The sequence below is a fragment of the Streptomyces sp. ME19-01-6 genome, assembly GCF_033793745.1.
Lineage (GTDB): Bacteria > Actinomycetota > Actinomycetes > Streptomycetales > Streptomycetaceae > Streptomyces.
In genome coordinates, this window is the sequence record NZ_JARAXF010000006.1 from 1 (window position 1) to 22,584 (window position 22,584).

General features: G+C 72.2%; 22 protein-coding genes and 1 pseudogene. 12 read left to right on the forward strand and 11 right to left on the reverse strand.

Going from position 1 to position 22,584, the window contains the following annotated elements:
- The 4 genes from PV419_RS15825 to PV419_RS15840 all read right to left on the reverse strand — a co-directional run.
- Nucleotides 1-1,509, reverse strand: a 1,509-nt coding sequence (locus PV419_RS15825) for a transposase (protein ID WP_319689117.1), incomplete at its 3' end; no start/stop codon positions are given.
- Nucleotides 1,510-1,591: 82 nt separating this feature from the next.
- Nucleotides 1,592-2,224 carry an IS607 family transposase gene (locus tag PV419_RS15830; protein ID WP_319689119.1) on the reverse strand — a complete coding sequence of 211 codons (633 nt, stop codon included), beginning with the start codon at nucleotides 2,222-2,224 and terminating at the stop codon, nucleotides 1,592-1,594.
- A 159-nt stretch (nucleotides 2,225-2,383) separates the two neighbouring features.
- Entirely contained in the window at nucleotides 2,384-3,037 is a 654-nt protein-coding gene (locus tag PV419_RS15835) for a class I SAM-dependent methyltransferase (protein WP_319689121.1), read from the reverse strand.
- Nucleotides 3,038-3,111: 74 nt separating this feature from the next.
- Nucleotides 3,112-3,924: an IclR family transcriptional regulator gene (locus tag PV419_RS15840; RefSeq protein WP_319689122.1), complete on the reverse strand. Its 813-nt coding sequence runs from the start codon at nucleotides 3,922-3,924 to the stop codon at nucleotides 3,112-3,114.
- 225 nt (nucleotides 3,925-4,149) lie between these two features.
- Here PV419_RS15840 and PV419_RS15845 point away from each other — a divergent pair, with 225 nt between their 5' ends.
- The 5 genes from PV419_RS15845 to PV419_RS15865 all read left to right on the forward strand — a co-directional run bounded on the left by PV419_RS15845 (nucleotide 4,150) and on the right by PV419_RS15865 (nucleotide 8,279).
- Nucleotides 4,150-4,620, forward strand: a complete 471-nt coding sequence (locus PV419_RS15845; protein ID WP_319689124.1) for a hypothetical protein — start codon at nucleotides 4,150-4,152, stop codon at nucleotides 4,618-4,620.
- A gap of 125 nt (nucleotides 4,621-4,745) precedes the next feature.
- Nucleotides 4,746-6,191 carry an amino acid permease gene (locus PV419_RS15850; protein ID WP_319689126.1) on the forward strand — a complete coding sequence of 482 codons (1,446 nt, stop codon included), beginning with the start codon at nucleotides 4,746-4,748 and terminating at the stop codon, nucleotides 6,189-6,191.
- A gap of 5 nt (nucleotides 6,192-6,196) precedes the next feature.
- Nucleotides 6,197-6,874 carry an HAD hydrolase-like protein gene (locus PV419_RS15855; protein WP_319689127.1) on the forward strand — a complete coding sequence of 226 codons (678 nt, stop codon included), beginning with the start codon at nucleotides 6,197-6,199 and terminating at the stop codon, nucleotides 6,872-6,874.
- Nucleotides 6,875-6,904: 30 nt separating this feature from the next.
- Nucleotides 6,905-7,744, forward strand: coding sequence for a cyclase family protein (locus tag PV419_RS15860; RefSeq protein ID WP_319689129.1), 840 nt, complete (start codon nucleotides 6,905-6,907; stop codon nucleotides 7,742-7,744).
- Nucleotides 7,745-7,823: 79 nt separating this feature from the next.
- Nucleotides 7,824-8,279, forward strand: a complete 456-nt coding sequence (locus PV419_RS15865; RefSeq protein WP_319689131.1) for an Lrp/AsnC family transcriptional regulator — start codon at nucleotides 7,824-7,826, stop codon at nucleotides 8,277-8,279.
- Nucleotides 8,280-8,291: 12 nt separating this feature from the next.
- Here PV419_RS15865 and PV419_RS15870 read toward each other — a convergent pair whose 3' ends face one another.
- Complete coding sequence (locus tag PV419_RS15870) at nucleotides 8,292-9,737, reverse strand: aldehyde dehydrogenase family protein (protein WP_319689133.1); 1,446 nt, start codon at nucleotides 9,735-9,737, stop codon at nucleotides 8,292-8,294.
- Complete coding sequence (locus tag PV419_RS15875) at nucleotides 9,730-10,854, reverse strand: homoserine dehydrogenase (RefSeq protein WP_319689135.1); 1,125 nt, start codon at nucleotides 10,852-10,854, stop codon at nucleotides 9,730-9,732. Before PV419_RS15875 ends, PV419_RS15870 begins: the two co-directional genes overlap by 8 nt.
- Before the next feature lie 153 nt (nucleotides 10,855-11,007).
- Between PV419_RS15875 and PV419_RS15880 the strand changes: the two genes are divergently transcribed.
- Nucleotides 11,008-11,787: an IclR family transcriptional regulator gene (locus PV419_RS15880; protein WP_319689136.1), complete on the forward strand. Its 780-nt coding sequence runs from the start codon at nucleotides 11,008-11,010 to the stop codon at nucleotides 11,785-11,787.
- 96 nt (nucleotides 11,788-11,883) lie between these two features.
- Nucleotides 11,884-13,044, forward strand: coding sequence for a MerR family transcriptional regulator (locus PV419_RS15885; protein ID WP_319689138.1), 1,161 nt, complete (start codon nucleotides 11,884-11,886; stop codon nucleotides 13,042-13,044).
- A gap of 23 nt (nucleotides 13,045-13,067) precedes the next feature.
- Here the strand turns inward: PV419_RS15885 and PV419_RS15890 are convergent, their stop codons facing one another.
- Nucleotides 13,068-13,667: a TetR/AcrR family transcriptional regulator gene (locus PV419_RS15890; protein ID WP_319689139.1), complete on the reverse strand. Its 600-nt coding sequence runs from the start codon at nucleotides 13,665-13,667 to the stop codon at nucleotides 13,068-13,070.
- Nucleotides 13,668-13,801: 134 nt separating this feature from the next.
- Between PV419_RS15890 and PV419_RS15895 the strand changes: the two genes are divergently transcribed.
- Nucleotides 13,802-14,446 carry a peroxiredoxin-like family protein gene (locus PV419_RS15895; RefSeq protein ID WP_319689141.1) on the forward strand — a complete coding sequence of 215 codons (645 nt, stop codon included), beginning with the start codon at nucleotides 13,802-13,804 and terminating at the stop codon, nucleotides 14,444-14,446.
- Nucleotides 14,447-14,465: 19 nt separating this feature from the next.
- Here PV419_RS15895 and PV419_RS15900 read toward each other — a convergent pair whose 3' ends face one another.
- Together PV419_RS15900 and PV419_RS15905 are read right to left on the reverse strand one after the other, a co-directional pair.
- Nucleotides 14,466-15,800, reverse strand: coding sequence for a threonine synthase (locus PV419_RS15900; RefSeq protein ID WP_319689143.1), 1,335 nt, complete (start codon nucleotides 15,798-15,800; stop codon nucleotides 14,466-14,468).
- A gap of 134 nt (nucleotides 15,801-15,934) precedes the next feature.
- The gene (locus PV419_RS15905; RefSeq protein ID WP_319689145.1) at nucleotides 15,935-16,564 is read right to left on the reverse strand and encodes an NAD(P)H-dependent oxidoreductase; all 630 of its coding nucleotides are present in this window, start codon (nucleotides 16,562-16,564) and stop codon (nucleotides 15,935-15,937) included.
- A 53-nt stretch (nucleotides 16,565-16,617) separates the two neighbouring features.
- Here PV419_RS15905 and soxR point away from each other — a divergent pair, with 53 nt between their 5' ends.
- The gene (soxR, locus tag PV419_RS15910; protein WP_319689147.1) at nucleotides 16,618-17,217 is read left to right on the forward strand and encodes a redox-sensitive transcriptional activator SoxR; all 600 of its coding nucleotides are present in this window, start codon (nucleotides 16,618-16,620) and stop codon (nucleotides 17,215-17,217) included.
- Here the strand turns inward: soxR and PV419_RS15915 are convergent.
- Entirely contained in the window at nucleotides 17,136-18,185 is a 1,050-nt protein-coding gene (locus PV419_RS15915; RefSeq protein WP_319689149.1) for a zinc-binding dehydrogenase, read from the reverse strand. The two genes, soxR and PV419_RS15915, sit on opposite strands and share 82 nt — an antisense overlap.
- 120 nt (nucleotides 18,186-18,305) lie before the next feature.
- Between PV419_RS15915 and PV419_RS15920 the strand changes: the two genes are divergently transcribed.
- Nucleotides 18,306-18,908, forward strand: coding sequence for a helix-turn-helix domain-containing protein (locus PV419_RS15920; RefSeq protein WP_319689151.1), 603 nt, complete (start codon nucleotides 18,306-18,308; stop codon nucleotides 18,906-18,908).
- Between the two features lie 30 nt (nucleotides 18,909-18,938).
- Nucleotides 18,939-19,216, forward strand: a pseudogene (locus tag PV419_RS15925) (transposase); the annotation flags it as partial.
- A 618-nt stretch (nucleotides 19,217-19,834) separates the two neighbouring features.
- On the opposite strand, the gene PV419_RS15930 reads toward PV419_RS15925, so the two are convergent.
- Nucleotides 19,835-20,719: a winged helix-turn-helix transcriptional regulator gene (locus PV419_RS15930; protein WP_319689153.1), complete on the reverse strand. Its 885-nt coding sequence runs from the start codon at nucleotides 20,717-20,719 to the stop codon at nucleotides 19,835-19,837.
- A 130-nt stretch (nucleotides 20,720-20,849) separates the two neighbouring features.
- Here PV419_RS15930 and PV419_RS15935 point away from each other — a divergent pair, with 130 nt between their 5' ends.
- Complete coding sequence (locus PV419_RS15935; RefSeq protein ID WP_319689155.1) at nucleotides 20,850-22,106, forward strand: MFS transporter; 1,257 nt, start codon at nucleotides 20,850-20,852, stop codon at nucleotides 22,104-22,106.
- Nucleotides 22,107-22,584: the final 478 nt, after the last annotated feature.

Below are 22,584 nucleotides of genomic sequence, written 5' to 3' on the forward strand. Positions count from 1 at the left end.
CGCCGGGTTCGGGCAGGTGGCCCAGGCCCAGCCCGCCGCGCGCTGGTCGGGGGCTTTGTGGTGGCGGAAGGCGGTCAGGCAGTACGGGCAGTACTTCGACGTGCCGCGGGGAGGCACGATGACCACCGCGATCCCCCGGGCGGCGGCCTGGTGGCGGACGTGGGCGGTGATCGCGCCGCGCACGGTTTGCGACAGACGGGTGTTCAGCGTGCGGCCTTTGCCGCGGGCCTCCATGTCGCGGAGGTCCTCGAGATAGATGACCGTGGCTCCGGCGGCGATCGCGTGATCGACGACGTGGCGGGCTGCGGCGCGGGCGAGCGCGGCGTTGAGCCGGGTGCGCCGCCGGGCCACGCGGTCCCGCTCGGCCTGAAGGACGGCGAGCTTGGCCACCAGATGCGGGTCCGGGCGCATCCCGCGCTCCTGCCGGGAGGCGACCAGGACGCGGAGCTGGTCGATGCGGGCGCTGATGTGCTCGCCCAGGATGCGTAGCCGGTCGGCCTTGGCCAGCACCCCTGCCGCACGGAAGGACACCGGGCGCCCGTCAGCCAGCACCCGCGGCTGCACCTCGCCGGTCAGGCACAGGGTGCCGCCGGTGAGCAGGGTGTTCAGCCCCCAGTCGAAGGCGACCGCGATGCGGTGCCCGGCCCGCTGCGGCTTCGGGGCGGCGAGGGCGTAGGGCACGTCGAGCAGGAGCCGGCCCTGGCGGATGCGCAGGGTGGGCGCGCACAGTACGGCGGTGGCGGGCACATGCGGCGGCAGGCGGAAGCGGATGCGCACCGGATGCCAGTCGGCACGCGAGGCGGGGTCGGGCCGCACGGGCAGGCGCAGGGTCAGCACCGCGTAGCGGAACGGGTCCTGGGGGCAGCGCTCAAGGGCGGAGAGCTGCTTGTCGGCCGCCGCGAGCACCACCTGCCCACCCGCCCTCGGTGCCCGCTCGCACTCCGTCATATCCACCGGCAGGCGCCCGTGGCGGGCCTGGAACGCGGCGATCTGCCGGGTACGGGCCAGCAGCACACCGCCCGCCACCGCCTCCCCCTCGGGCAGCGCGGCGCGCAGCGCCTCCCACTCACCCTCGGTGCGCCGGGTGGGGCCGGCGGGCCAGGTCGCCAGGAGCGCGGCGATGATCTCGGCGCGCCACCAGGCCGAACGCAGTACCCGCCCCGCCTGCTCCTGAGCGATCCGCACCACCCGGTCCGGCACGTACATCCCCCCCGAGGCGGCCACCGCCCAGCCCAGGCGGCGCAGTGCCATCCACGCCTGCGACGGCAGCCGGGCTCCCGACCGGTCGACGCCGGAGGCGAGCCGGACCAGATCGGCGTGGTTCCAGTGCGCTTGAACCACCTCTGAGGCCAGCGACCCGACCAAAGTGGTCAACCAGTCCGCTCGCTCCACCACAGCGGCCTGATCGAGCTGCTGACCGGTCACGGTGTCCACTCCCCGCAGCGCACGGGCACAGGCCGCCGCGACCTGCTGGACCTCGTCCGCAGCCAGTGTGACCTTGCCTCGCATGTGCTTGTTGCCTCCTTCGGCTCTCTCGCAGCGGGGGACGCGCCGGGCCCTGGACGGGTCGGCGCAGGGCCCTCTTGAGGGTTCAGCCGGTAGCGGGCGTGCCGGGCTGCGCTGCGGCCAGCAGGCGCCCTCTGGCCTGGCGGGAGCGGATGCCGTACATCCGGCCGGAGAACGAGGCGATCAAGGACACGAAATCAGCCAGGAGCTCTTCTGCCCCACCCGGTGTCGCCGTCTGGGGGTGCAGGACCTCGACACGTACTCCGTTCTGTTCCAGGAGCGCGATCAGCCAGCGGGTGCCGAACCGGGCCAACCGGTCCTCATGGGTGACCCGGACATGGGTGAACCCTCCTTCGCGTGCTGCGGCCAGCAGGCGCTTCAGCCCGGGACGCTCCTCGCGCAGCCCGGAGGCCCGGTCCCTGAAGACCTTGGTGACCTCGCCGGTCGCGGTGGCCCGCAGCTCCGCTTCCTGCGCGGCCAGCGACGATTCCTGCCCCGTGCTGCCCGACACCCGCACATAAAGGGCTTCACGCCGCTCGCGGCCCCCGACAGGCTTCCCATCGTCATCAACGATGAGGGCGTCCAATGCGGCTGAGGGAAACCGGCGCTCGCGTCCCACCCACACCGCAGGCACCTTCCCTGCCTTCGCCCACAGGCGCAACGTGTCCGGATGAACCCCCACCCGGCGCGCTGCTACCGCCAATCGCAGCAACTCCATAGCCCAGACGGTAGGTCCACACCTCCCACTGAACGCCCCAACTCACATGAATCCAGCCCAATGTGGTGAAGAGAGCAAGAAATGCTGATGAAATATCCTCGATGTGATACCCCGTATCACCCAGGATCCCCAGGCCAATCGATCGGCTGTTAAACACCCTCATCGCGGTTTGCGGGCCAGGATGGTGGCGATCTTCCTCTTCATCCCTTCCTCGGGCTCCTGCACGAGTCGCGTGGTGACGACCAGCCCGGCCTGGTGCAGGAGTTCGGCGATCCTGTCCGCCGGCAGCAGGTAGGACTCGTAGGACACCGGATGGTCGCCGTAGGCCCGCGTCGGACGCACATGCTCATGGTTTCCCACGTAGCCGGCCAGCATCAGATGGCCGCCGGGCGTGAGCGTGCGGTGGAACTCGGAGAAGACGGTCGGCAGCCACTGCGGTGGCGTGTGGTGGGTGGAGTAGTAGGCGAGAATGCCGCCGAGTTCGTCGTTCCCGATCTGCAGCGCGGTCATCGAGCCCACGGTGAACCGCAGGCCGGGGTAGGCGGCTCGGGCGTGCTTGATCATCTCCGGCGAGAGGTCGACGCCGAATGCGGACAACCCCAGTTCGGCCAGGTGTGCCGTCACCCTGCCGGGGCCGCAGCCGAGGTCCGCGACCGGCCCCCGGGCATCGGTCTGAACGAGTTCGGCGAACGCGGCCAGCATCGCGCGTGACAAGGGATCCAACTCGGCGGGCGTCTTGACGCGTGCGATGTAGGCAGCGGCGACGGTGTCATACGACTCGCGGAGGGCGGTGAGATAGGAGGCCTCGGTCACGCCGCGAATCTAACGCCGCGAATCCAACGCCGTGAACCTAACGCCGTGCATCTAACGAAGGGCACCGACAGGAGTCAGGAGCCCGAACGGGAGTTGGTTGAGGGGCACGTGCCCCGCAGGGCGGCTTCGAGGCGGTCGGCCCAGCGGAGCGCGGTGGCCGCCAGCTCTTCGGCTCGAGGGGCGAGGCGGACGCGCGGGCCGACGACCTGGAGCGCGGCCACCACTTCGCCGCGGAAGTCGCGGACCGGGGCGGCGACCGAGTAGAGGCCGGGTTCGGCCTCCTCGTCGACGACCGAGTAGCCCCGCTCGCGGGTGGCGGCGAGTCGGCGGAGGAAGTCGTCGAGCCCGGTGGGCGTGTTCGGGCCGTGGCGTACGAAGTCGGTGCGGGCGAAGACGGCGGCGACTTCGTCGTCGTCGGCGTCGCTGAGCAGCGCTTGCCCGCAGTCGCTGCAGTACGCGGGGTAGGGGCGGCCGATCCAGGAGCCGACCTGCTTGCTGTCCTGCGGGACGCGTTCGGCGATCGTCACGGTCGCGTCGCCGACCAGGACGCCCAGGTAGCAGCTCTCGCCGGTCTCGGCGACCATGCCTTCCAGCGCGGTCTGCCCGTCGGTGCGCAGGCGGTGGGCGGTGAGCTCCTGGGTGTCGGCGTAGAGCCGCCAGTGCAGGGCGAGCGCCCGGGGCGATCCTCCGCCAGCTACCGCTGGGAGGTCCCCCCTGCGCGAGACGAAGTCCTCTTCCCGCATGGCGGCCAGGCCGCGGGACAGCTGGCTGCGATCACGGGACAGGTCGCGGGCCAGGTCGGTGACCGAGGTGCGGCGATGCCCTTCCGCCGTCCTGTGGGCGAGCGCCATCAGCACGTCCAGGCCCTTGCCCACGCTCGATTCCATAACCCCTCAGCCACGTCGCCCCGCCGTGCCGCGCGCCCCGTCCACGCGGCGCGATCGGCTGTCGCGGACACCCTACTGCCGCCCTTTCGCGCTGCCAGTCCTCTCACCCATCGCCCCACCCTCGGCGAACTGTGCGCTATTCACATCTTGCCGTGCAGTACATGCACGCATAGCATCTCGCGCATCGGCTTTCTGCAAGACATGCGAGAAGGGACAGCGATAGCCATGACGGCGACGATGACGCCCGCGGCCCATGAGCGGGGGCCGCGCCGTGCCGAACCGGCGATCCGGCGCCGGTCGGTGCGAGCGATCAAGGTGTACTGGCCCGTCCCGCGTCAGATCCTGGCCACCCTGGCCGCGGGCGACGTCGAGGTGCTGCACCGGGACGAGTCCCTGGCCGAGCTGTTCCGCGCCCTGGAGGCCTCGCCGGAGGTCGGAGACTTCGGCCTCTACACCGACGTCTTCGAGGTGGGCATCGGCGCCGAGGGGTTCACCGCGGTGCCCGGGTCCACCCCCGCCTTCGGTGCGGTCGGCGCCCGCTCGCTGTCCCCCACCCTCACCTTCACCACCTATGTCGACGCCTCCGCCACGGACGACGAGGTGTCCCGTGTCCTGACGCGCATCGTGGCCGCCCACCCCTGGGAGGTCCCGGTCGTCGAGCTCTCCGCACCCCTGGAGCTCGTCTCCCGCGTGTAGGCCCTCCGCGCTCCCCTGCGGATCGCGGCGCGCGAACCCCGTACGCGCCGCGGTCGCCGAAGAGGTGGCACCACCCTCCGCCACGCCGTGCGTCCCCGTCACCGCCACCCTGAGGAAGTCATGTCATGACCACATCACTGCCGACCGAGAGCCCATCGGCCCCGGCAAGAGCGACCGACCACCCACCCCAGGGAACGCTGCGCCGTTCCATGACGAGCCGCCACCTCGTGATGATCGCGATGGGCGGCGTCATCGGCTCCGGGCTGTTCCTCAGCTCCGGCTACACCATCTCCCAGGCCGGTCCGCTCGGCGCCGTGCTCTCCTACCTGATCGGCGCGTTCGTCGTCTATCTCGTCATGACCTGCCTGGGCGAGCTCGCCTGCGCCTACCCCGTCTCGGGCGCCTTCCATATCTACGCCTCGCGCTCGATCAATCCGGCCACCGGCTTCACCACCGCCTGGCTGTACTGGCTGACCTGGGCGGTCGCCCTGGGCTCGGAGTTCACCGCCTGCGGGCTGCTGATGCAGCGCTGGTTCCCCTCGGTCAGCGTCTGGGTGTGGTGCGTGGTCTGCGCCGCCGTGGTGTTCTCCGTCAACGCGATCTCCGCCCGCGTCTTCGGCGAGACCGAGTACTGGTTCTCCCTCATCAAGGTCGCCGCGGTCGTCGCCCTCATCGTCCTCGGCGGCGCGGCCCTCGCCGGCTTCCACCCGCTGGCCGACCGCGGTCAGACGTTCCCGCACCTGTTCGAGAACTTCGACACACCCGGCGGCCTGTTCCCTCACGGGCTGTCCGGTGTCATGGTCACCGTCCTCGCCGCGTTCTACGCCTTCTCCGGTTCCGAGCTGATCGGCGTCGCCGCGGGTGAGACGGACGAACCGGCCAAGGCGGTCCCCAAGGCGCTGCGGGTGACGGTGGTCCGGCTGCTGGTCTTCTTCGCCGGGGCGATCACCGTGATCGCCGCGATGATCCCGTACGACAAGGTCGGCCTGGACGAGAGCCCCTTCGTGACCGTCTTCACGACCATCGGGATCCCCTACGCGGCCGATGTCATGAACTTCGTGATCATCACGGCACTGCTGTCCGCCGGTAACAGCGGCCTCTACTCCTGCGCGCGGATGCTGTTCTCGCTCGCCGAGGAGGGCCAGGCCCCGCAGGCGCTGCGGCGGCTGAACTCCCGCCAGATCCCGATGGCCGCGCTCGTGGTGAGCATGCTGGGCGGTATCGCGTCACTGCTGAGCAGCGTGGCCGCGGCCCAGACCGTCTACCTCGTCCTGGTGTCGATCGCCGGGTTCGCCGCGGTGGCGGTGTGGATGTCGATCGCGGCCTCGCAGTTCTTCCACCGCCGGGCCTTCCTGCGCGACGGCGGGGATGTGAAGACGCTGCCCTACCGCACCCCGCTCTATCCGGCCGTGCCCGTCCTGGCGTTCGTGCTCTGTCTGGCCGCCCTGGTCGGCGTCGCCCTGGACCCCACCCAGGTCGCGGCCCTGTACTTCGGCATCCCCTTCGTCGCCGCCTGCTACCTCTACTACTACCTGCGGTACAGCCGCGGGCGGAGCGGGGCGGCCTCATGACGCCGATGCCGGCACCGCCGCCCACCTGCCTGCTGCTCGACCTGGACGGCACCCTCGTCGACTCCGCCCCTGGGGTCCTCGCGAGCATCCACACCGCGCTGCGCGAGGTCGGCACCCCGGTCCCGGACCCCGACACGCTGCGAACGTTCGTCGGCCCGCCGATGTACGAGTCCTTCCGGCACCGGCTCGGCCTGGACGAGCCCACCGCCCTACGGGCCCTCGCGGCGTACCGGGCGCACTACGCCGCGTACGGCGCCCTCGACAGCGCGCTGTACGACGGGGTCGCGGACGCGCTGAAGACACTGGCCGCCGCGGGTCTGCCGATGGGCGTGGCGACCTCCAAGGTCGAGGACCAGGCGCGGCGGGTCGTCGCCCACTACGGGCTGGACCCGTGGTTCGAGGCGGTGTGCGGCATCGACGACCGGACGGGCCGCACCACCAAGCGACAGGTGATCCGGGAGTGCCTGGCGCGACTGGCCCGGCGCGGCGTCGACGTGTCGGCGCCGCTCATGGTCGGCGACCGGTCCTACGACATCACCAGCGCCGCCGCCGAGGGGATCCCGGCCGTCCATGTGCTGTGGGGATACGGGGACCGGTCGGAGTCGGCGGACGCGGTCGCGTCCGTGGCGGGGCCCGCGGAACTGACGGACCTGCTGGCCGCGGCCTGCGGCCATGGACATTGAACGGCCACTGACATGAAAGGGAATCACCACATGAGCGCCAGCCCCCGCACCAGCCCCAGCCCCCGCACCAGCCCCAGCACCAGCCCCAGCCCCAGCCCCCGCACCGGCACCACCGCCCCCGGCCTGTGGTCGGCCTACCGTGAGCTGGCCGGGAGGGCGACGTACACGGACCTCACCCACGCCTTCCACCCCGGGCAGCCGCACTTCCCGGCGTTCCCGGACGAGCGGCGCGAGATGGTCTTCGACATGGACCGCGGGGACGGCTTCAATGTCCACCGGTACACGCTCGTGGGCCAGTGGGGCACGCACGTCGACCCGCCCGTGCACTTCGTCGCCGGGGCGCGCACGCTGGACCGGATCCCCGTGGAGGAGATGGTCCTGCCGCTGGTGGTGCTCGACATCACCGAGCGGGTGGCGGCCGACCCGGACGCGACCCCGACCCTGGACGACGTGGCGGCCTGGGAGGCGCGCCACGGCGCCGTCCCCGCCGGATCGTTCGTGGCGCTGCGTACGGGCTGGGGCCGGCGCTGGCCGGACCGGGACGCGATGGCCAACAAGGACGCGGCGGGGGTCAGCCACGCCCCCGGCTGGTCCGCCGAGGTCCTGCGCTATCTGTTCGAGGATGCGGGGGTCACCGCGATCGGCCATGAACAGACCGACACCGACCCGGGGGCGGCCACCTCCGCGGGGGACTTCAGCCTGGAACGGTATGTCCTCGCGCGTGACCGGTGGCAGATAGAGCTGATGGCCAACCTCGACCAGGTTCCCGAGGCGGGCGCGCTCGTCGTCGCCACCTGGCCCAAGCCCCAGGGCGGCTCCGGGTTCCCGGCCCGCGTCTTCGCCCTGTGCCCCAACGACATGAATGATTGATTGCTCGAACGACTGGCGCACGGAGCCCCGGCGGACATGTGTCCGCCGGGGTGTCGCCGTGCGAAGAACGGATACCGCGATGGACAGGCCGAGCCTGGACGCGATCGACGAGAAGATCATCGCTGAACTCACCCGCAACGCCCGCCTGTCGCACGCCGAGCTGGGGCAGCGGGTGCTGCTGTCGCGGAACGCCGTACGGCAGCGGATCGACCGGCTGGAGCGGCAGGGGCACATCCGCGGCTACACGCTGGTGCGCGGCGGCCACGAGGACGAGGATCTCGCCTCGGCGCTCGTCCTGGTCTACCGCAAGGACCGGTTGCGCGGCGGTGAGGTGCTGGCGGCGCTCAAGCGCATCCCGGAGGTCGTCATCTGCGATGTGCTCAGCGGGGAGTTCGACCTGATGGTGCGGATCGAGGCCAGGTCCCTGGAACGCGTACAGGGCATCTGGGAGCAGATCGCCCAGATGCCCGGTGTACGCGATACGGTCACGGCGCTGACGCTCTCGCGGGTGGTCAGCCGCCCGCGGCGCGCGTGAGCGCGGCAGCGGTCACGCCGTCATGGCCGCCCGGCCCGCCTGGTTGACGCACACGACCTTCGGCTGGGTCATGTCCTCGTAGGCGAACCGCACGCCCTCGCGGCCCATGCTGCCGTACTTGAACCCGCCGAACGGCATGGCGTCGAACCGGTAGTCGGAGGAGTCGTTGACCATCACCCCGCCGGCCTCCAGCAGCCGGGCGGCCGCCATCGCATGGTCCAGGCTCGCGGTGAAGACGCCCGCGTGGAGGCTGAAGTCGATCTCGTTGGCGCGCGCCACCGCCTCCTGGAAGGAGCCGACCGGCTGCAGCGCGACGAGCGGCGCGAACGCCTCCTGCTGCCACAGGGCGCTGTCGGCCGGGACGTGCTCCAGCACCGTAGGGCTGTAGAGGCTGCCGTCGAGGTCATTGCCGCACAGCAGCACCGCGCCGCGCGCGATGGCCTCATCGGCCTTCGCCTTCGCGGCCCGGGCCGCCATGGGCGTGATCATCGGGCCGACGTCCGTGTCTTCCCCGCGGGGATCGCCGGTGCGCAGTGTCCTCGTCCTGGCGACGAAGGCCGTACGGAACTCCTCGTACACCTCCTGGGCGATCAGGACGCGCTGGGTGCCGATGCAGTTCTGGCCCGCGGCCCAGAACGCGCCGGACACACACCCCTCCACGGCGAGGTCGAGGTCCGCGTCGGCGAGGACGAGGACGGGCGCATTGCCGCCGAGGTCCATGGCGAGCTTCTTCAGCCCGGCCTGGCGGGCGATGGCCTCCCCGGTCGCGAAGCCGCCGGTGAACGAGACCATGCGCACCTCGGGCGCGGCGACGATCGCGGCGCCGAGGTCGGCGCCGCCGTTGACCACGGTGATCACCTCGTCGGGCAGTCCGGCCTCGACGAGGGTGTCGACCAGCCGCAGCGCGGACAGCGGGGTGAGGTCGGAGGGTTTCAGGATGACGGCGTTGCCGCCCGCGACGGCGGGGCCGAGCTTGTGGGCGACAAGGTTGAGCGGGTCGTTGTACGGGGTGATCGCGGCGATGATGCCCAGCGGCTCCCTGGTGAACCAGCCCTGGCGGTCCTCGGACCCCTCGTATGCGTCGAAGGGCACCACCTCGCCCGCGTTGCGGCGGGCCTCCGCGGCCGACAGGGCCAGGGTGTTCACCGCTCGGGCGGCCTCCTTGCGGGCCTGGGTGATGGTCTTGCCCGCCTCGGCCACGATCAACCGGGCGAAGGACTCGGCGCGTTCGGCGACCAGGCGCGCCGCGCGGTCCAGCACCGCGGCGCGGGCGGCCCGCGAGAGGGCCCGGGCGGTGGCGCGCCCGCGGTGGGCGCGGGCCATGACCTCGTCGACCGACTCCGCCGTCGTGGCGCAGACCGAGCCGATGACCTCGTCCGTGTACGGGTTGCGCACGGCGACGAAGCCCTGGCCGTTGTCGCCAGTGCTCGGGAGAGCGGCGAGGGTGGTGTCAGTCACGGAAGGCCTCCTGGAGGACGCGTCCGGCGGCGGCAGTGGGGGCGGCGGGGATGGTGCCGTGCCGCCGGTGGATGGCGATGATGTCCGACAGCAGCGCGTACGCCGTCTCGGTGCGCCCGGCGCCGGGGCCGGAGACGGTGACGGTGCCGAGCAGATCGGTGTGGAAGGCCACGGCGTTCACGGGGCCGCTGACCGAGGCCAGCGGGTGTCCGAGGGGCAGCGCGACCGGCGCCACGCGCGCGTCGACGCTCCCGTCCTCGCGGCGGGCCACCGAGCCGACCAGCTTCCACCGCAGCCCCCGGGCGGCGGCGTCGCGCATGTCCGCCGGGGTGAGCCGCGAGATCCCCTCCCGGGCGACGTCGTCGCAAGACAGCGTGGCGCCCAGGACCTCATGGGCGAGGATCGCGACCTTCAGCTGTACGTCGAAGCCCTCGACGTCCGCCGTCGGGTCGGCCTCGGCGTAGCCCGCGTCCTGGGCTTCCTTGACGGCGTCGGAGAAGTCGACGCCCTCTTCGAGCCGGCCGAGGATGTAGTTCGAGGTGCCGTTCATGATGCCCTCGACGCCGGTGACGCGGGCGCCCGCGAGCAGCCGGTCCGCGGTGCGCAGGACCGGCGTACCGCTGAGTACGGTGCCCTCGAACTCGAAGCTGACGCCGTGCTCGGCCGCGAGCCGCTTGAGCGCGTGGCCGTGCAGGGCGACCGGGCCCTTGTTGGTGGTGCACACGTGCTTGCCCGCCCGCAGCGCCCAGCGCACATGGGACAGCGCGGGCTCGCCGTCGGCCGGATTGGTGAACGTGGCCTCGGCGACGATGTCGGCGGGCACCTCCCGGATCACCCACTCGTTGCGCGGATCGGCGCTGCCGCCCTCCATCCCGGAGAAGTCGAGCTTCCCCGGTGCCGCCGCGAGCAGCGCAGCGAGGTCGATGCCGTCGGCCCGCACCAGCGACCCGGCCCGCAAATCGGTGATCGCGACCACGCGCAGGGCGAAGCCCAACTCGTCGGACAGCTCGTCGCCACGCTCGGCGATCAGTTCGGCGAGCGCCCGGTTGACGCCACCGAAGCCGATCAGGGCGAGGTCGTACCGGGTCATCTGCGTCATCGGCGTCATCTGCGTCATCAGCATCTCCTCTTCGCGTTGTGACCTCGCCCAGCGTCACCTCCGCGGGCGTCACCGCGGCCATGCCGAAGCGACCAGCGGCGATGCCGATGTGCACCGTCCCGCGAGCGGTTGTCCCGCGGCCGCCGTGGATCACGTTGCTAGAGTGAGGGCGTGACAGCGCACCCGCCGAAGGCCCAGGCGGCATCCTCGCTGCGCACCGGCCTCCAGATCATCAACGCGGTCCTGGAGCGGGAGACCTCCGGGCGCACCGGGTTCAATGTCGCCCGGCTCGCGCAGGAGATCGGCATCGACCCCAGCAAAGCCTCCCGGATGACGCAGGAGCTGTGCGACCGGGGCTTTCTGGAGCGCCGTGAGGACTCCACACTCCGCGTCGCCGCCGGGTTCTACGAGCTGGCCCGGGCCCTGAACCACGGCCTGCCGCGCGGGTCCCGGGCGGTCCTTCGCCGACTGGCCATCGCGCACGGAGCCAGTGCCCGCCTCTCGGTGCGCGACGGTGTCCTCGTCCGTCTGCTGCGTTCGGAGGCGGCAGCCGAGCCATGGCCGGCCAGGGTCGGCCTGGTCACCCCCTGCTGGTGCACCGGGGCCGGCCGCGCGCTGCTGCTGGACCACTCCGGCGAGGAGATCGCGGCGCTGCTCGAGGGTTACGAACTGATCGGCGTCGGCGGGCCCAACGCCGCGCACTCCGCCGAGGAGTTGACAGCGGCCAACGACCGCGACCGGCCGGGCGGGATGGTCGCCGCGCACGAGGAGTTCGAGCACGGCATCACGGAGTACGCCGTACCGGTCAGGGATGGCGCGGGCCGGATCTTCGCGGTGCTCGCGGTGCTGGGCAGACAGACGGATCTCAGGCCGCGGGAAGAGGCGATCCGCGCCGACCTGACCGCTTCGGCCGCCTCCCTCGGGCGGATCGTCGACGCGGGCGCGCCATAGCCGACGGGCAGTGGCGGGCGGGCGTTGACCTTGACCTTGGGGGAGGCCGCAGCATCGAGGGACCGGGCGAGATGCCCGGGATGAGGAGGCGCGGGCATGGGGCTGCTGACCATCGGGGCGTTCGCGAAGGCGTCCAGGCTGTCGCCGAAGGCGCTGCGGCTCTACGACGAGCTGGGGCTGCTGACCCCGGCCCGCGTCGACCCGGTGACGGGCTATCGGCTCTACGCGCCGCGGCAGCTCGAACGGGCCCGGCTGGTGGCCTGGCTGCGCCGCCTGGGCATGCCGCTGGCCCGCATCAGCGAAGTCTGTGAGCTCTGGGAGCTGGACGCGGCCGCGGCGGCGCGGGAGGTCCGGGCCTTCTGGGCCCGGGTCGAGGCCGAGACCGCCGCCCGGCGGGACCTGGCCGCCTTCCTCATCGACCATCTGTCATGGAAGGACCCCGCCATGTCCCCGACCGTCGAGCCCCTGAAGATCCGTTACGCCGCGCTGTCCGACACCGGCCTGGTCCGTGAGAGTAACCAGGACACCGCCTACGCCGGGCCCCGCCTGCTCGCCGTCGCCGACGGCTTCGGCGCGGGCGGAGCCCCGGCCGGCGCCGCCGCCGTCCAGGTGCTCAAACGCCTCGACGCCGAGGGCGTTGGTGTGGGCGTCCCGGCGGGCGACCTCCTCAACGTGCTGGAGGACGCCGTCGAGCAGGCGGGCCGGGCCGTGCGCGACATCGCCGGATCCGGCCCCGCGCCGCATGAGGTGGGTACGACGCTCACCGCGATGCTGTGGACCGGATCCCAGCTCGCCCTGGTGCACATCGGTGACTCCCGTGCCTACCTGCTGCGGGAGGGCGGGCTCTTCCAGATCACCCACGACCACACCGTCGTGCAGTCGATGGTCGACGAAGGGCGCCTCAGCCCGGAGGAGGCCGCCTTTCACCCGCAGCGCTCGCTGCTGCTGCGGGCCCTGACGGGAGGAGCCGGGGGCACCGGGGAAGCCGGGGGCGCTGGGGGTGTTGGCGGCGCTGGAGGTGCCGGGGTCACCGCCGACATACGGCTGCGTGACGCCCGGTCGGGAGACCGCTACCTGCTCTGCTCCGACGGGCTGTCCGCCGTGGTGCCCACCGACGCCGTACGCCAGGTCCTCACCTCGGCCGACGACCCCGAGCAGGCGGTACGCGAGCTCATCGCCCTGGCCAACCGCGCGGGCGGCCCCGACAACGTCAGCTGTGTGGTCGCCGACGTCCTGGAGCCCGACCAGGAGAAGTAGCCCGACAGAAGGAGAAGGAGAGTTCAGCCCGCCGCCCGGGCGCCGAGGGCGTCCAGGGCGGTGGCCACCGTGGCGTCCAGGGCCTGGGCGTCGGCTCCGGCGCGGGAGCGCAGGTTCACCCCGTAGGCGAGCAGGGCCAGGACGTCGGCGGCGGCGCCGGGGTCGGTGCCGGGGGCGAGCTGTCCCTGGGCCCCGGCGGTGGTGAGCGCCGTGTGCATGGCGTCCCGGAGCTGCTGGTGGTGGCGGTCCAGGAGGGTGCGGACGTCGGGGTCGGTGTTCTCGGCCCCGGCGTGTGCGTTGGCGACCATGCAACCCCACCGCGCGTACTCTCCCGAACACCGCGCCGCGATCAGCCCGCTGAAGAACTCGGCGATCGCCGGCAGACCGCGCCCGTCCTCGGCGAGACTCCGGAACGCCGGCTGGGACCACTGCTCCACATAGCGGCGCAGCGCGGCCCGGTAGAGCTCCTGCTTGCCGCCGAAGGTGGCGTACAGGCTCGAGCGGTTGAGCCCGGTCGCGGTCACCACATCCTGGATCCCGGTCGAGGCCACACCCTGCCGCCAGAACAGCCGCACCACTCTCGCCAGTGCCGCGTCGGGGTCGAAGTGCTTGATGTCCGGCATGCCCGCCCGTCCTGCCGTCGTGATCCAGTCATCTTGAAATGGCAATTCCAAGATAGCGCGGTCCAGTCATGGACGGGGGCCTGCCCGGCCCGCTATCTTGAAACGACCATTCCAAGATTGGGGAGAAACGCACGATGAGTCTCAACGCCGAACTGCGCGCCTTCTACGAGGCCCGGTACCCGCAGATCCCCGCCGAAGCGCGGGAGGTCATGGAGCGGGCCGGCCGGGAGCTCGCCGACTCCGGGCAGGCCGCCCGCGCCCTGGCCGTGGGGGACCGGGCGCCCCGCTTCGAGCTGCCCTCGGCGACCGGGCGGACGGTGGCCCTGGACACCCTGCTCGCCGACGGCCCGGTGGTCCTCACCTTCTACCGCGGCGCCTGGTGCCCGTACTGCAACATCGCCCTGCGAGCCCTCCAGGGCCACCACGACGAGATCACCGCGCGGGGCGCGCGCCTGGTGGCCGTCTCGCCGCAGGTCCCCGACGAGTCCTTGTCGTTGACCGAGAAGCACGAGCTGGCCTTCGACGTCCTCAGTGACCTCGGCTCCGACACGGCCAAGCAGTACGGGCTCGCCTTCGACCTGCCCGATGACCTCGCCGCCGTCTACGACAGGTTCGGCTTCGACCTGCAGCGCGTCAACGGCGGCCATCCGCGTACCCTGCCGCTGCCCGCCACGTACGTCATCGACCGCGACGGAGTGATCCGGTGGGCCTTCGTCGACACCGACTACACGGCGCGCGCCGAACCGGCCGACATCCTCGCCGCCCTGGCCGCGCTGTAGAGACCATGGTCCGGGCCGGTCAGCCCGACAGGCCGCGCAGCGCGGCGGCGACGGTGTCCCAGTCGGCGGGCATGGGCGGGTAGGTGCGGGTGCCGGTGGCGCTGTCCTTGAAGCCGCTGGAGGTGGCGACGCACACCACGGGGCCCGAGGTGCCGCGCGGGCCGGCGGAGTCTTCCCGGTCTTCCCCGTGGGCGCGCAGGGCGGCCAGCCCCGCGGCGGAGGACAGCTCGACCCACATGCCCTGGGCGGCGAGTTCGGCGCGGGCGGCGGCCATCTGCTCATCGGTGACGGTCAGCGCCGCGCCGCCGCTCTCGCGCACGGCCACCACTCCGCGGTAGCTGCCCACGGGGCAGGAGATCCCGTACGCCTCGGTCGGCCCGACCGGGACCTCGGCGGCGGGGCGGCCGGTGCGGATCGCGGTGGCCAGCGCGCCCGCGGCGGCGGGCTCGCACGCGTACAGCCGAGGGGTGCGGTCGGCCAGGCCGAGCAGGGTCAGCTCGTGGAAGCCCTTCCAGACGCCGAAGAGCAGTTCGCCGTAGCCGGTGGGCACGTACACCGCCTCGGGCACCTCGCCGAGGTCCAGGAAGATCTCGTACGCGATGGTCTTGTAGCCCTCGGGGCCGAAGGGGTGGCCGGTGTGGGCGGTGTCGGTCAGGCTGCTGACCGGCTGGTAGCCGAACTCCTCCACGACGCGCCGCATCAGCGCCCGCACCGACTCGTGGGGGACGGTGAGCACCGCGGCCCCGTAGGCGCGTACGAACGAGGCGACGGCGGGCGGGGCGGAGGGGGAGGCGAACACGGCGCACGGCAGCCCGGCGCGGGCCGCGTAGGCCGCGGCCGCGGCGCCGTGGTTGCCGGACGAGGACACCACGACGCCGCGCGCCCCGCTCGCCTTCGCGGCGCTCACGGCGACGCGGTTGAGCCGGTCCTTGTGGCTCCAGGTGGGGTTGCGCGACTCGTCTTTGACGTAGACCCCGTCGGGCAGTTGGACCAGGGGCGTGTTCCCCTCGCCGAGCCCGGGGGCGGCCAGCGGCGGGAGCAGCGGGGCCCAGCGTTCGAGGCCGTGTGCGGCGGGGCGGCCGAACAGGTCGGCGGGCATCCGGTCGTAGGCGTAGTCGACCTCCAGCGGGTACGCGACGGCGTCGGTGGAGGTGCGCGGGCAGCCGTTGGTGAGCGGCGGCCACAGGGGGTGGCCGACGGTGGGGTCCGCCAGGGACCGCTGCCCGGTCGCGAGCGACCGCGACCGGGCCCGCGACCCCCGCTCGGGCTCGGCGCGTGGGGCGTCGGACTGTGGGGCGTTGGGCTGTGACGGGCGGGATATGGACTGTGCGGGGCGGGAGTTGGGGGGCTGCATGGCCTGGATCATGCCAGGCTGGCTGGTCAGACGCCCGGCGCGGCGTGCCCGGCCCCGATGCGTGCCGGACCCGGCGCGTGCTGGGGCCGGTCCGCGCCGGGGCCGTCGAGCGGCACGGCTGGTCGCGCGGTGAGTCAGCCCTCGTACGGGCGGACGGCGCGGGCCTCGCGCAGCGCGCGTGCCCACCAGGTCAGCTGGTCGAGCAGGGCCGTGGCGGCCGCTTCGGGGCCCTTCGGCTCCTTCAATGTGCCGTCCGCGCCGAAGAGTTCCCCGGCGTTGTGGAAGCTCACCGTGTCGCGGACGGTGACCGCGTGCAGTTCGGCGAAGACCGGCCGCAGATGCTCGACCGCGCGCAGACCGCCGGAGATCCCGCCGTACGAGACGAAGCCGACGGGCTTGGCCTTCCAGGGCGTGTAGTGCCAGTCGATGGCGTTCTTGAGGGAAGCCGGGTAGCTGTGGTTGTACTCGGGAGTGATCACGACGAACGCGTCGGCGGCCTCCAGCCGGGGCGTCACGGCCGCCAGGGCCTTGGCGTCCTCGGGGCCCGGACGGTAGCTGAGGTTCCCGGGCAGAGGGGTGTCGGCCAGGTCGACCACGTCGGTGTGCAGGTCCGCGTGGAGTGCGGTGCGGCTGGTGAACCAGTCGACGACCTTCGGGCCGAAGCGGCCCTCGCGGGTGCTGCCGACGATGACGGCGAGGCGGATGGGGGTGGCGGTGGCAGCGGTGGCGGCAGCGGTGGGGTGGCCGGCTGTGTCGGTAACCATGGGACCAGGCTCTTACTTAAACATTGGTTGAAGTCAAGCTAGTCTCGTTTCTCATGAGCCAGATGTCGTGGAAGACCCATGAACTCACGGTCGGAGACCTGTCCCAGCGCAGCGGTGTCCCCGCCTCCGCGCTGCGCTTCTACGAGCGCGAAGGGCTCATCCACAGCCGCCGCACCACCGGGAACCAGCGCCGCTACACCCGTGACGCGCTGCGCCGGGTCGCCTTCGTGCGCTCCTCGCAGCGCGTCGGCATCCCGCTGGCCAGGATCCGGGAGGTCCTCTCGCGCTTCCCTGAGGACCACGTCCTCACCAAGCAGGACTGGGCCGAGATCTCGGAGTGCTGGCGCGCGGACCTCAGCGAGCGGATCGATCAGCTGCTGAATCTGCGCGACAGCCTCACCGACTGCATCGGCTGCGGCTGTCTGTCGATCGACAGGTGCGCGCTGGCGAACCCGTACGACCGGCTCGGCGAGCAGGGCCCGGGTGCGCGGCGGCTGCTGAAGTCCTGCTCGGATGCGGAGCTGGAGTCCTGCTCCGATGCGGAGGCGCCGGGTGTCTGCGAGCCCTCCGGTCAAGAGGCGGCCGACTCCCGGGACCGCTGCTCGACGGTGCCGGAGGACTCGTCGTCGTCCTGTAGCCCGGCGTGCGGTTGAGCTCCCGTAGCGGGTTTTGTGGCGGGTTCCGTGGCGGGGCCGATGTCGAGTACGGCCTTGCCGGGCACGCGCCGGTCGAGCAGCGCGTCGGCCGCGTCCGTGACCCGGTCCCAGGGGCCGCGCCAGCCGATTTCCGGTGACAGCTCGCCGCGCGCCACGAGGCCGACGAGCGCGGCGAGGTCGGGGCCGGGGTCGGAGGGGTCCGCGAAGGAGTGCAGCGACTTGGCGGGGCCGAGCGAGAAGATGCCGTTCGGCGGGAACACGGCGGGCTGGTCGTGGGCGGCCCAGCCGATGCTCTGCAGATTGCCGCCCGGCTTGAGCAGGTTCCAGGCGGCCACGAGCTGGGGCCCGCCGACGTTCTCCAGGACCACGTCCACGGGCTGCTCGACCGGCTCCAGGCCGACCACGACCTCGTCCGCGCCGAGTTCCTCGAGCCCCTCGCCGCGCGCGGGCGAGCCCACCGAGGCGATGACATGCGCCCCGGCCCGCCGGGCCAGTTGGACAGCCGTCCGCCCGACGCCGCCCGAGGCGCCGGTGATCAGCACCCGCTTGCCCAGGACGCTCCCGGCCGCGCGCAGCGTACGCAGGGCGGTGATGCCGACCAGCGGGAGTGCGGCGGCGTCGGCCAGGTCGACGGAGTCGGGCAGCTCGGCGAGGCTGTCGCTCGCGAAGGTCGCGCGCTCGCTCCACGCGCCCGGGCCGAAGGCGACCACGCGGCTGCCCGCCGCGGGCCCGGAGCCGTCGGCCGCCGCGCGCAGCACCACGCCCGCCGCGTCATAGCCCATGACGGAGCCGGGCGGCTGATGGGCGGCCCACCGCACCTCCCCGTAGTTCATCGACGCGTTCCGCACCTCGATCAGGGCCTCGCCGGGCCCCGGCTCGGGCTCCGGTACGTCCGCGAAGCGCAGGGACCCCGGCGCCTCGGGGTCGACGATCACCGCGCGCAGGGTGGCTGTGCTGCTGCTCATGGCTGCCTCCTCAGGGCAGACGAGTAAACCGGACCGACAGTCCGGTTGATCTGTGGTGGATACTATGGGGACCGCCAGTCCGGTTACAACCGTCGACGGGATCCGAGGAGGCGCGGCGCGGTGAGCGAGGCCACGACAGAGCAGAGCGCCGCGCGACGCGGCGAGCGCGCCGACGCCGCGCGCAATCGGCGCGCGATCCTGCGCGCCACCGAGGAGTTGCTGGCGGAGTGCGGCGCGGAGCATGTGTCGCTGGACCGGGTCGCGGCCGCCGCGGGGGTCGGCAAGGGCACCGTCTTCCGCCGCTTCGGCAGCCGTACGGGCCTGTTCCAGGCGCTGCTGGCCGACCGCGCGGCGCGGCTGCGGGAGGCGATCCACGAGGAAGGGGCGCCGCTGGGCACCGCCGCGGCGCCCGGCGAGCGGCTGCCGGCCTTCCTCGACGCGCTGGCCGACATCGCCGAGCGCCATCTGTCCCTGATCGCCGCGCACGAACGCGCCTGCGGCGACGACAAATTCGACGACCCGACCTACCGGGGGTGGCACGCCCACCTCCGCGCGCTGCTCCAGGAGCTCAGGCCGGGCCTCGACGCCGAGTTCGCGGCCCATATGCTGCTGGCCGCGTTCGACGGGGAGCTGGTGCGGCGGCTGACGGCGGACGGGGACTGGGCGCGGTTCCGTCAGTCGGTCAGGGACCTGGCCGACCTACTGGTCGGCCAAGGGGAGTAGCGGGCGCCGCCCAGAAGATGTCCGGGCACGCCGGTCTGGTTGTGGTCCTCGAAGACCGGCGCCGCCCCGGACGACGTGGACCGTTGCCGGCAGGCGTTTCTCCGCCGCTTCGATCTGGAGCACACCTTCCGTTCCGCGCTCACCTCGCCTGCCCGGCCCGTGTTCCCCAACCCCGAGGCGCCGGCCCCGGACGGCCACCCGGCGCCAAGAACAAACACCGGGCACCCCGCTACGACGTCGGCAAAACCGTCAAACGCCCCGAGACCCTCAAGGCCATCGTGCCGACCTCAAGACCCTCGCCTCGCTGGCCGGGGCCACCCGCACCGGCTTCTACCCCAAGAAGAACCGCGACGGCACCCCCAGGCCCGGCGCCTACCAGTACCTCGCCGAGGAGTTCGAGCGGCGAGTGAAGCAGCTCCAGGACGCCGGAGAGATCGTCGACCCCCGCGTCGCGCAGATCGAACGGCTCAAGACCCACAACGCCGAGTAGAAGGAGCGGCTCACCAAACGTGAAGTGGAGATCGCGGAGCTGACCGAGTTCCGACCCTGGCGATCTCCCGGCTGGCCGCCCAGCACGACGAGATCGAGCGCCTGCGCAAGCAGGTCGCCGCCGGTGGCAACGTCCGCAGCCTCCCCGCCCCCGGCAGCAGCACGGCCCCGTACGGGTCGTGCAGCTGAGGCAATCTGGGCGCGGGTGTCCACGTAGCCGATTGAGGCAAGACGCTCCCAGTGGCATGGCCTGATCAATCATGATCAGGCCATGCCATCCGACTTGGGTGTGGCTCTTTGCAGGGACGGCTGGGATCAAGGTGCACGGCAGGCTCCGTCGGGTACTGAACAACTCCGGGGCGGCTGGCGGGTGGGAGTGGCTGTCGCCGTGGCGGACGCGGCGGGCATACCCAGGGCCGTCGCCGCGCCCGCGCCCTTCAGCTCCCCGCCGCCACCCGCCGTACCACCGCCAGCGCCTCGCGCACTGCCCCTCGGATGTCCGTCACCGGGAAGCGCGCGTGGCGCACCACGCGTTCGCGGTCCACCACCAGCACCGCCCGCTTCAGCCGCAGTGCCTGCCCGGCGCGGAATACTGGTAGCCGCAGAGCGGCGGCGAGGCGCAGGTCGACGTCTGAGAGCAGGGTGAAGGGGATGCCCTCCTCGACCGCGAACACCCGCTGCTCGTCCGGGCGTTGAGTACTCACGCCGCGCACCTCGGCGCCCGCCGCGCGGAAGTCGTCGTACGCGTCCCGGAACAGCCGGTTTTCCAGCGTGCAGCCGATGGCACCCGGGATGTCGGCCCAGCCGTCCGGCAACGGGCCCGGGCGACCGGTCGCCGGGTAGCAGAACAGGACGGTGGCCGCAGCCTCGGCCACCGGGTCCAGTGGCTCACCGTCCCGGTGCTCCGGCAGTTCGAGGCGCGGCAGCCACTCGCCCACCAGGCCCGCCACCCGCAGCGCCTCCGCACTCTCCTCGTCGGCCGTGCCGCTCAGCGAGCCGTCGCCGAGCAGCCAGCGGTCCGCCCAGTCCTGCATCGAGAGCAGCACGGGCAGCAGCCCCCGCCCGCTCTCCGTCAGCCGGTACTCGTACCGCACTGGGCCACTCTGATACGGAACCTTCTCCAAGACCTCCGCCTCCACCAGGTGCGCAAGGCGCTCGGTCAGCACCTTCCGGGAGATCCCCAACTCCTCCTGAAGTGCATCGAACCGGTGGTGCCCGCGTGCGGTCTCCCGAACCAGGAGCAGGCTCCACCAGTCGCCGACCACCGCCGCCGCCTGCGCGATCGCACAGGCGGCGTCCCGCTCGGGCACCGACCTGACCATGGGTCTCCTGTCTTGCGGATACAACGTCCGGCCTTCGAAACCATCTTGCGCCATGTGGTCAGTTCCGGATAGGAACTGAATCGCAACCAAGTAAGTTCCCATAAGAGACTCACTGAAGGGTGGGCGTCGCATGAGCGAGACACCGACGGTCCAGGAGCGCGATCGCCGCAGCACCCACCACGCGACCTCGCCTCCGGCCGTCTTCTGGCGCTACTGGGCCGCTGCCACCGTCAGCAACGCGGGCACCGCCGTCACCGCCCTCGCTCTACCCCTGGTCGCCCTCACAGTCCTCGACGCCACCGCGCTCCAGGCCGCCCTGCTCGCCGCCGCCGGACAGATCTCCTGGCTGCTGCTCAGCCTCCCGGCCGGAGTGATCGCCCAGCGCGTCCCGCTCCGCCGCCTCCAGGTCATCCTCGATCTCGTACGGTTCGCCGCCGTCGGATCCCTCCCGCTCGCCTGGTGGCTTGACCGGCTCACCTACCCGCACCTGTTGCTCGCCGCTCTGGTCACCGGCGCCGCGACCGTCCTCTTCGACATCGGCAACTCGACCTTTCTGCCCGCTATCGTCCCGGACCGGCAGCTCGCCGCCCGCAACAGCCTGATGTCCGGCACGCACGCCGTCACCGAGACCGGAGGGCCCTCCGGGGGCGGCCTCCTCGTGCACGCCGCGGGCCCGGTCGGCGCGCTCCTCGTGGACGCGGCCAGCTACCTGCTCTCAGCCGTGCTGCTGCGTACCCTGCCCGAACGCCGTCCCGCCGCCCGCACCGGCGACGGCGCCCTCCGGCTGATCCGCGAGGGCTGGACGTACGTGGCGCGGCACCCAGTGATGCTGCCCTGCATGCTCTGGGCCACCGCCACCAACTTCGTCTGCGCCGCCCTGGTCGCCCTCACACCCCTCTACCTGGTCCGGGAGGTCGGACTGACGCCCGTACAACTCGGCTTGGTGCTTGCCATGGACGGAATCGGCGCGCTCGCCGGATCCGCCGTGGCGGTCCGACTGACCCGGCGGTTCGGCACCGCCCGGGGGCTCGTCGGGACCGCGCTGGCCGGCGGCGCTGCCGCCCTGCTGGCCCCGCTGACCACGTCCGCAGCCGACGCGTATTGGTTCGCCCTGGGCAACGCCGGCTTCGCCTTCGGCGTCGTCATCGGGTCGATCACCACCCGCACCTACCGCCAGACCGAGTCCCCGCCCGAGCTCCTCTCCCGTGTCATGGCCACCGTCCGCTTCGTCTCCTGGGGCGCCCAGCCGCTCGGCGCCCTCACCGCCGGCCTGCTCGCCACGTACGCGGGGACGCACGCGGCCCTGTGGACGGTGTGCACGGCCGCGCTCCTGCCGCCGCTGTACCTCCTCGCGGTCCCGGTGGGCCGCCGCCGGGACTTCGCCTGACACGGATGCCCAGGCCGGGAGGGAGCCCGTTCCTCCCATCGCCGTCACAGCAACACAACAAAGGGCCACGAACCTCGCCGAGACGAGCCTGGAACCGGACACGGACGCGGACGGCGACGAGGCCGACGGGCAAGATCCGCCAGCAACCGTGCCCCGGCATGACCGACCACCCCAGAACCGTCATCGGAGACAAGGAGTTCAAGGACGAGAACCGATACCCTTCACGCACAAAGTGCCTTCCGCCTGGACCGACAGAACCCCTTGACAAGGTTCATCGTCCCAGCTCAGAAGGCACTTTCGTGATTTCGCCCCGCATCCGGCCTCACCCCCAACCGAAACGGCGAGGCCAGGGTCTGTCTCGCAGGTCAGTGCGGTGGCGAGCGGCCGTCCGCGTGGATGCATCGCAAGGCGGCGGAGGAACGCTCGCCAGGGGATCCTCTGTGCGACGATGCCAGCGCCGCGAGTCCCTCGCAAGCGG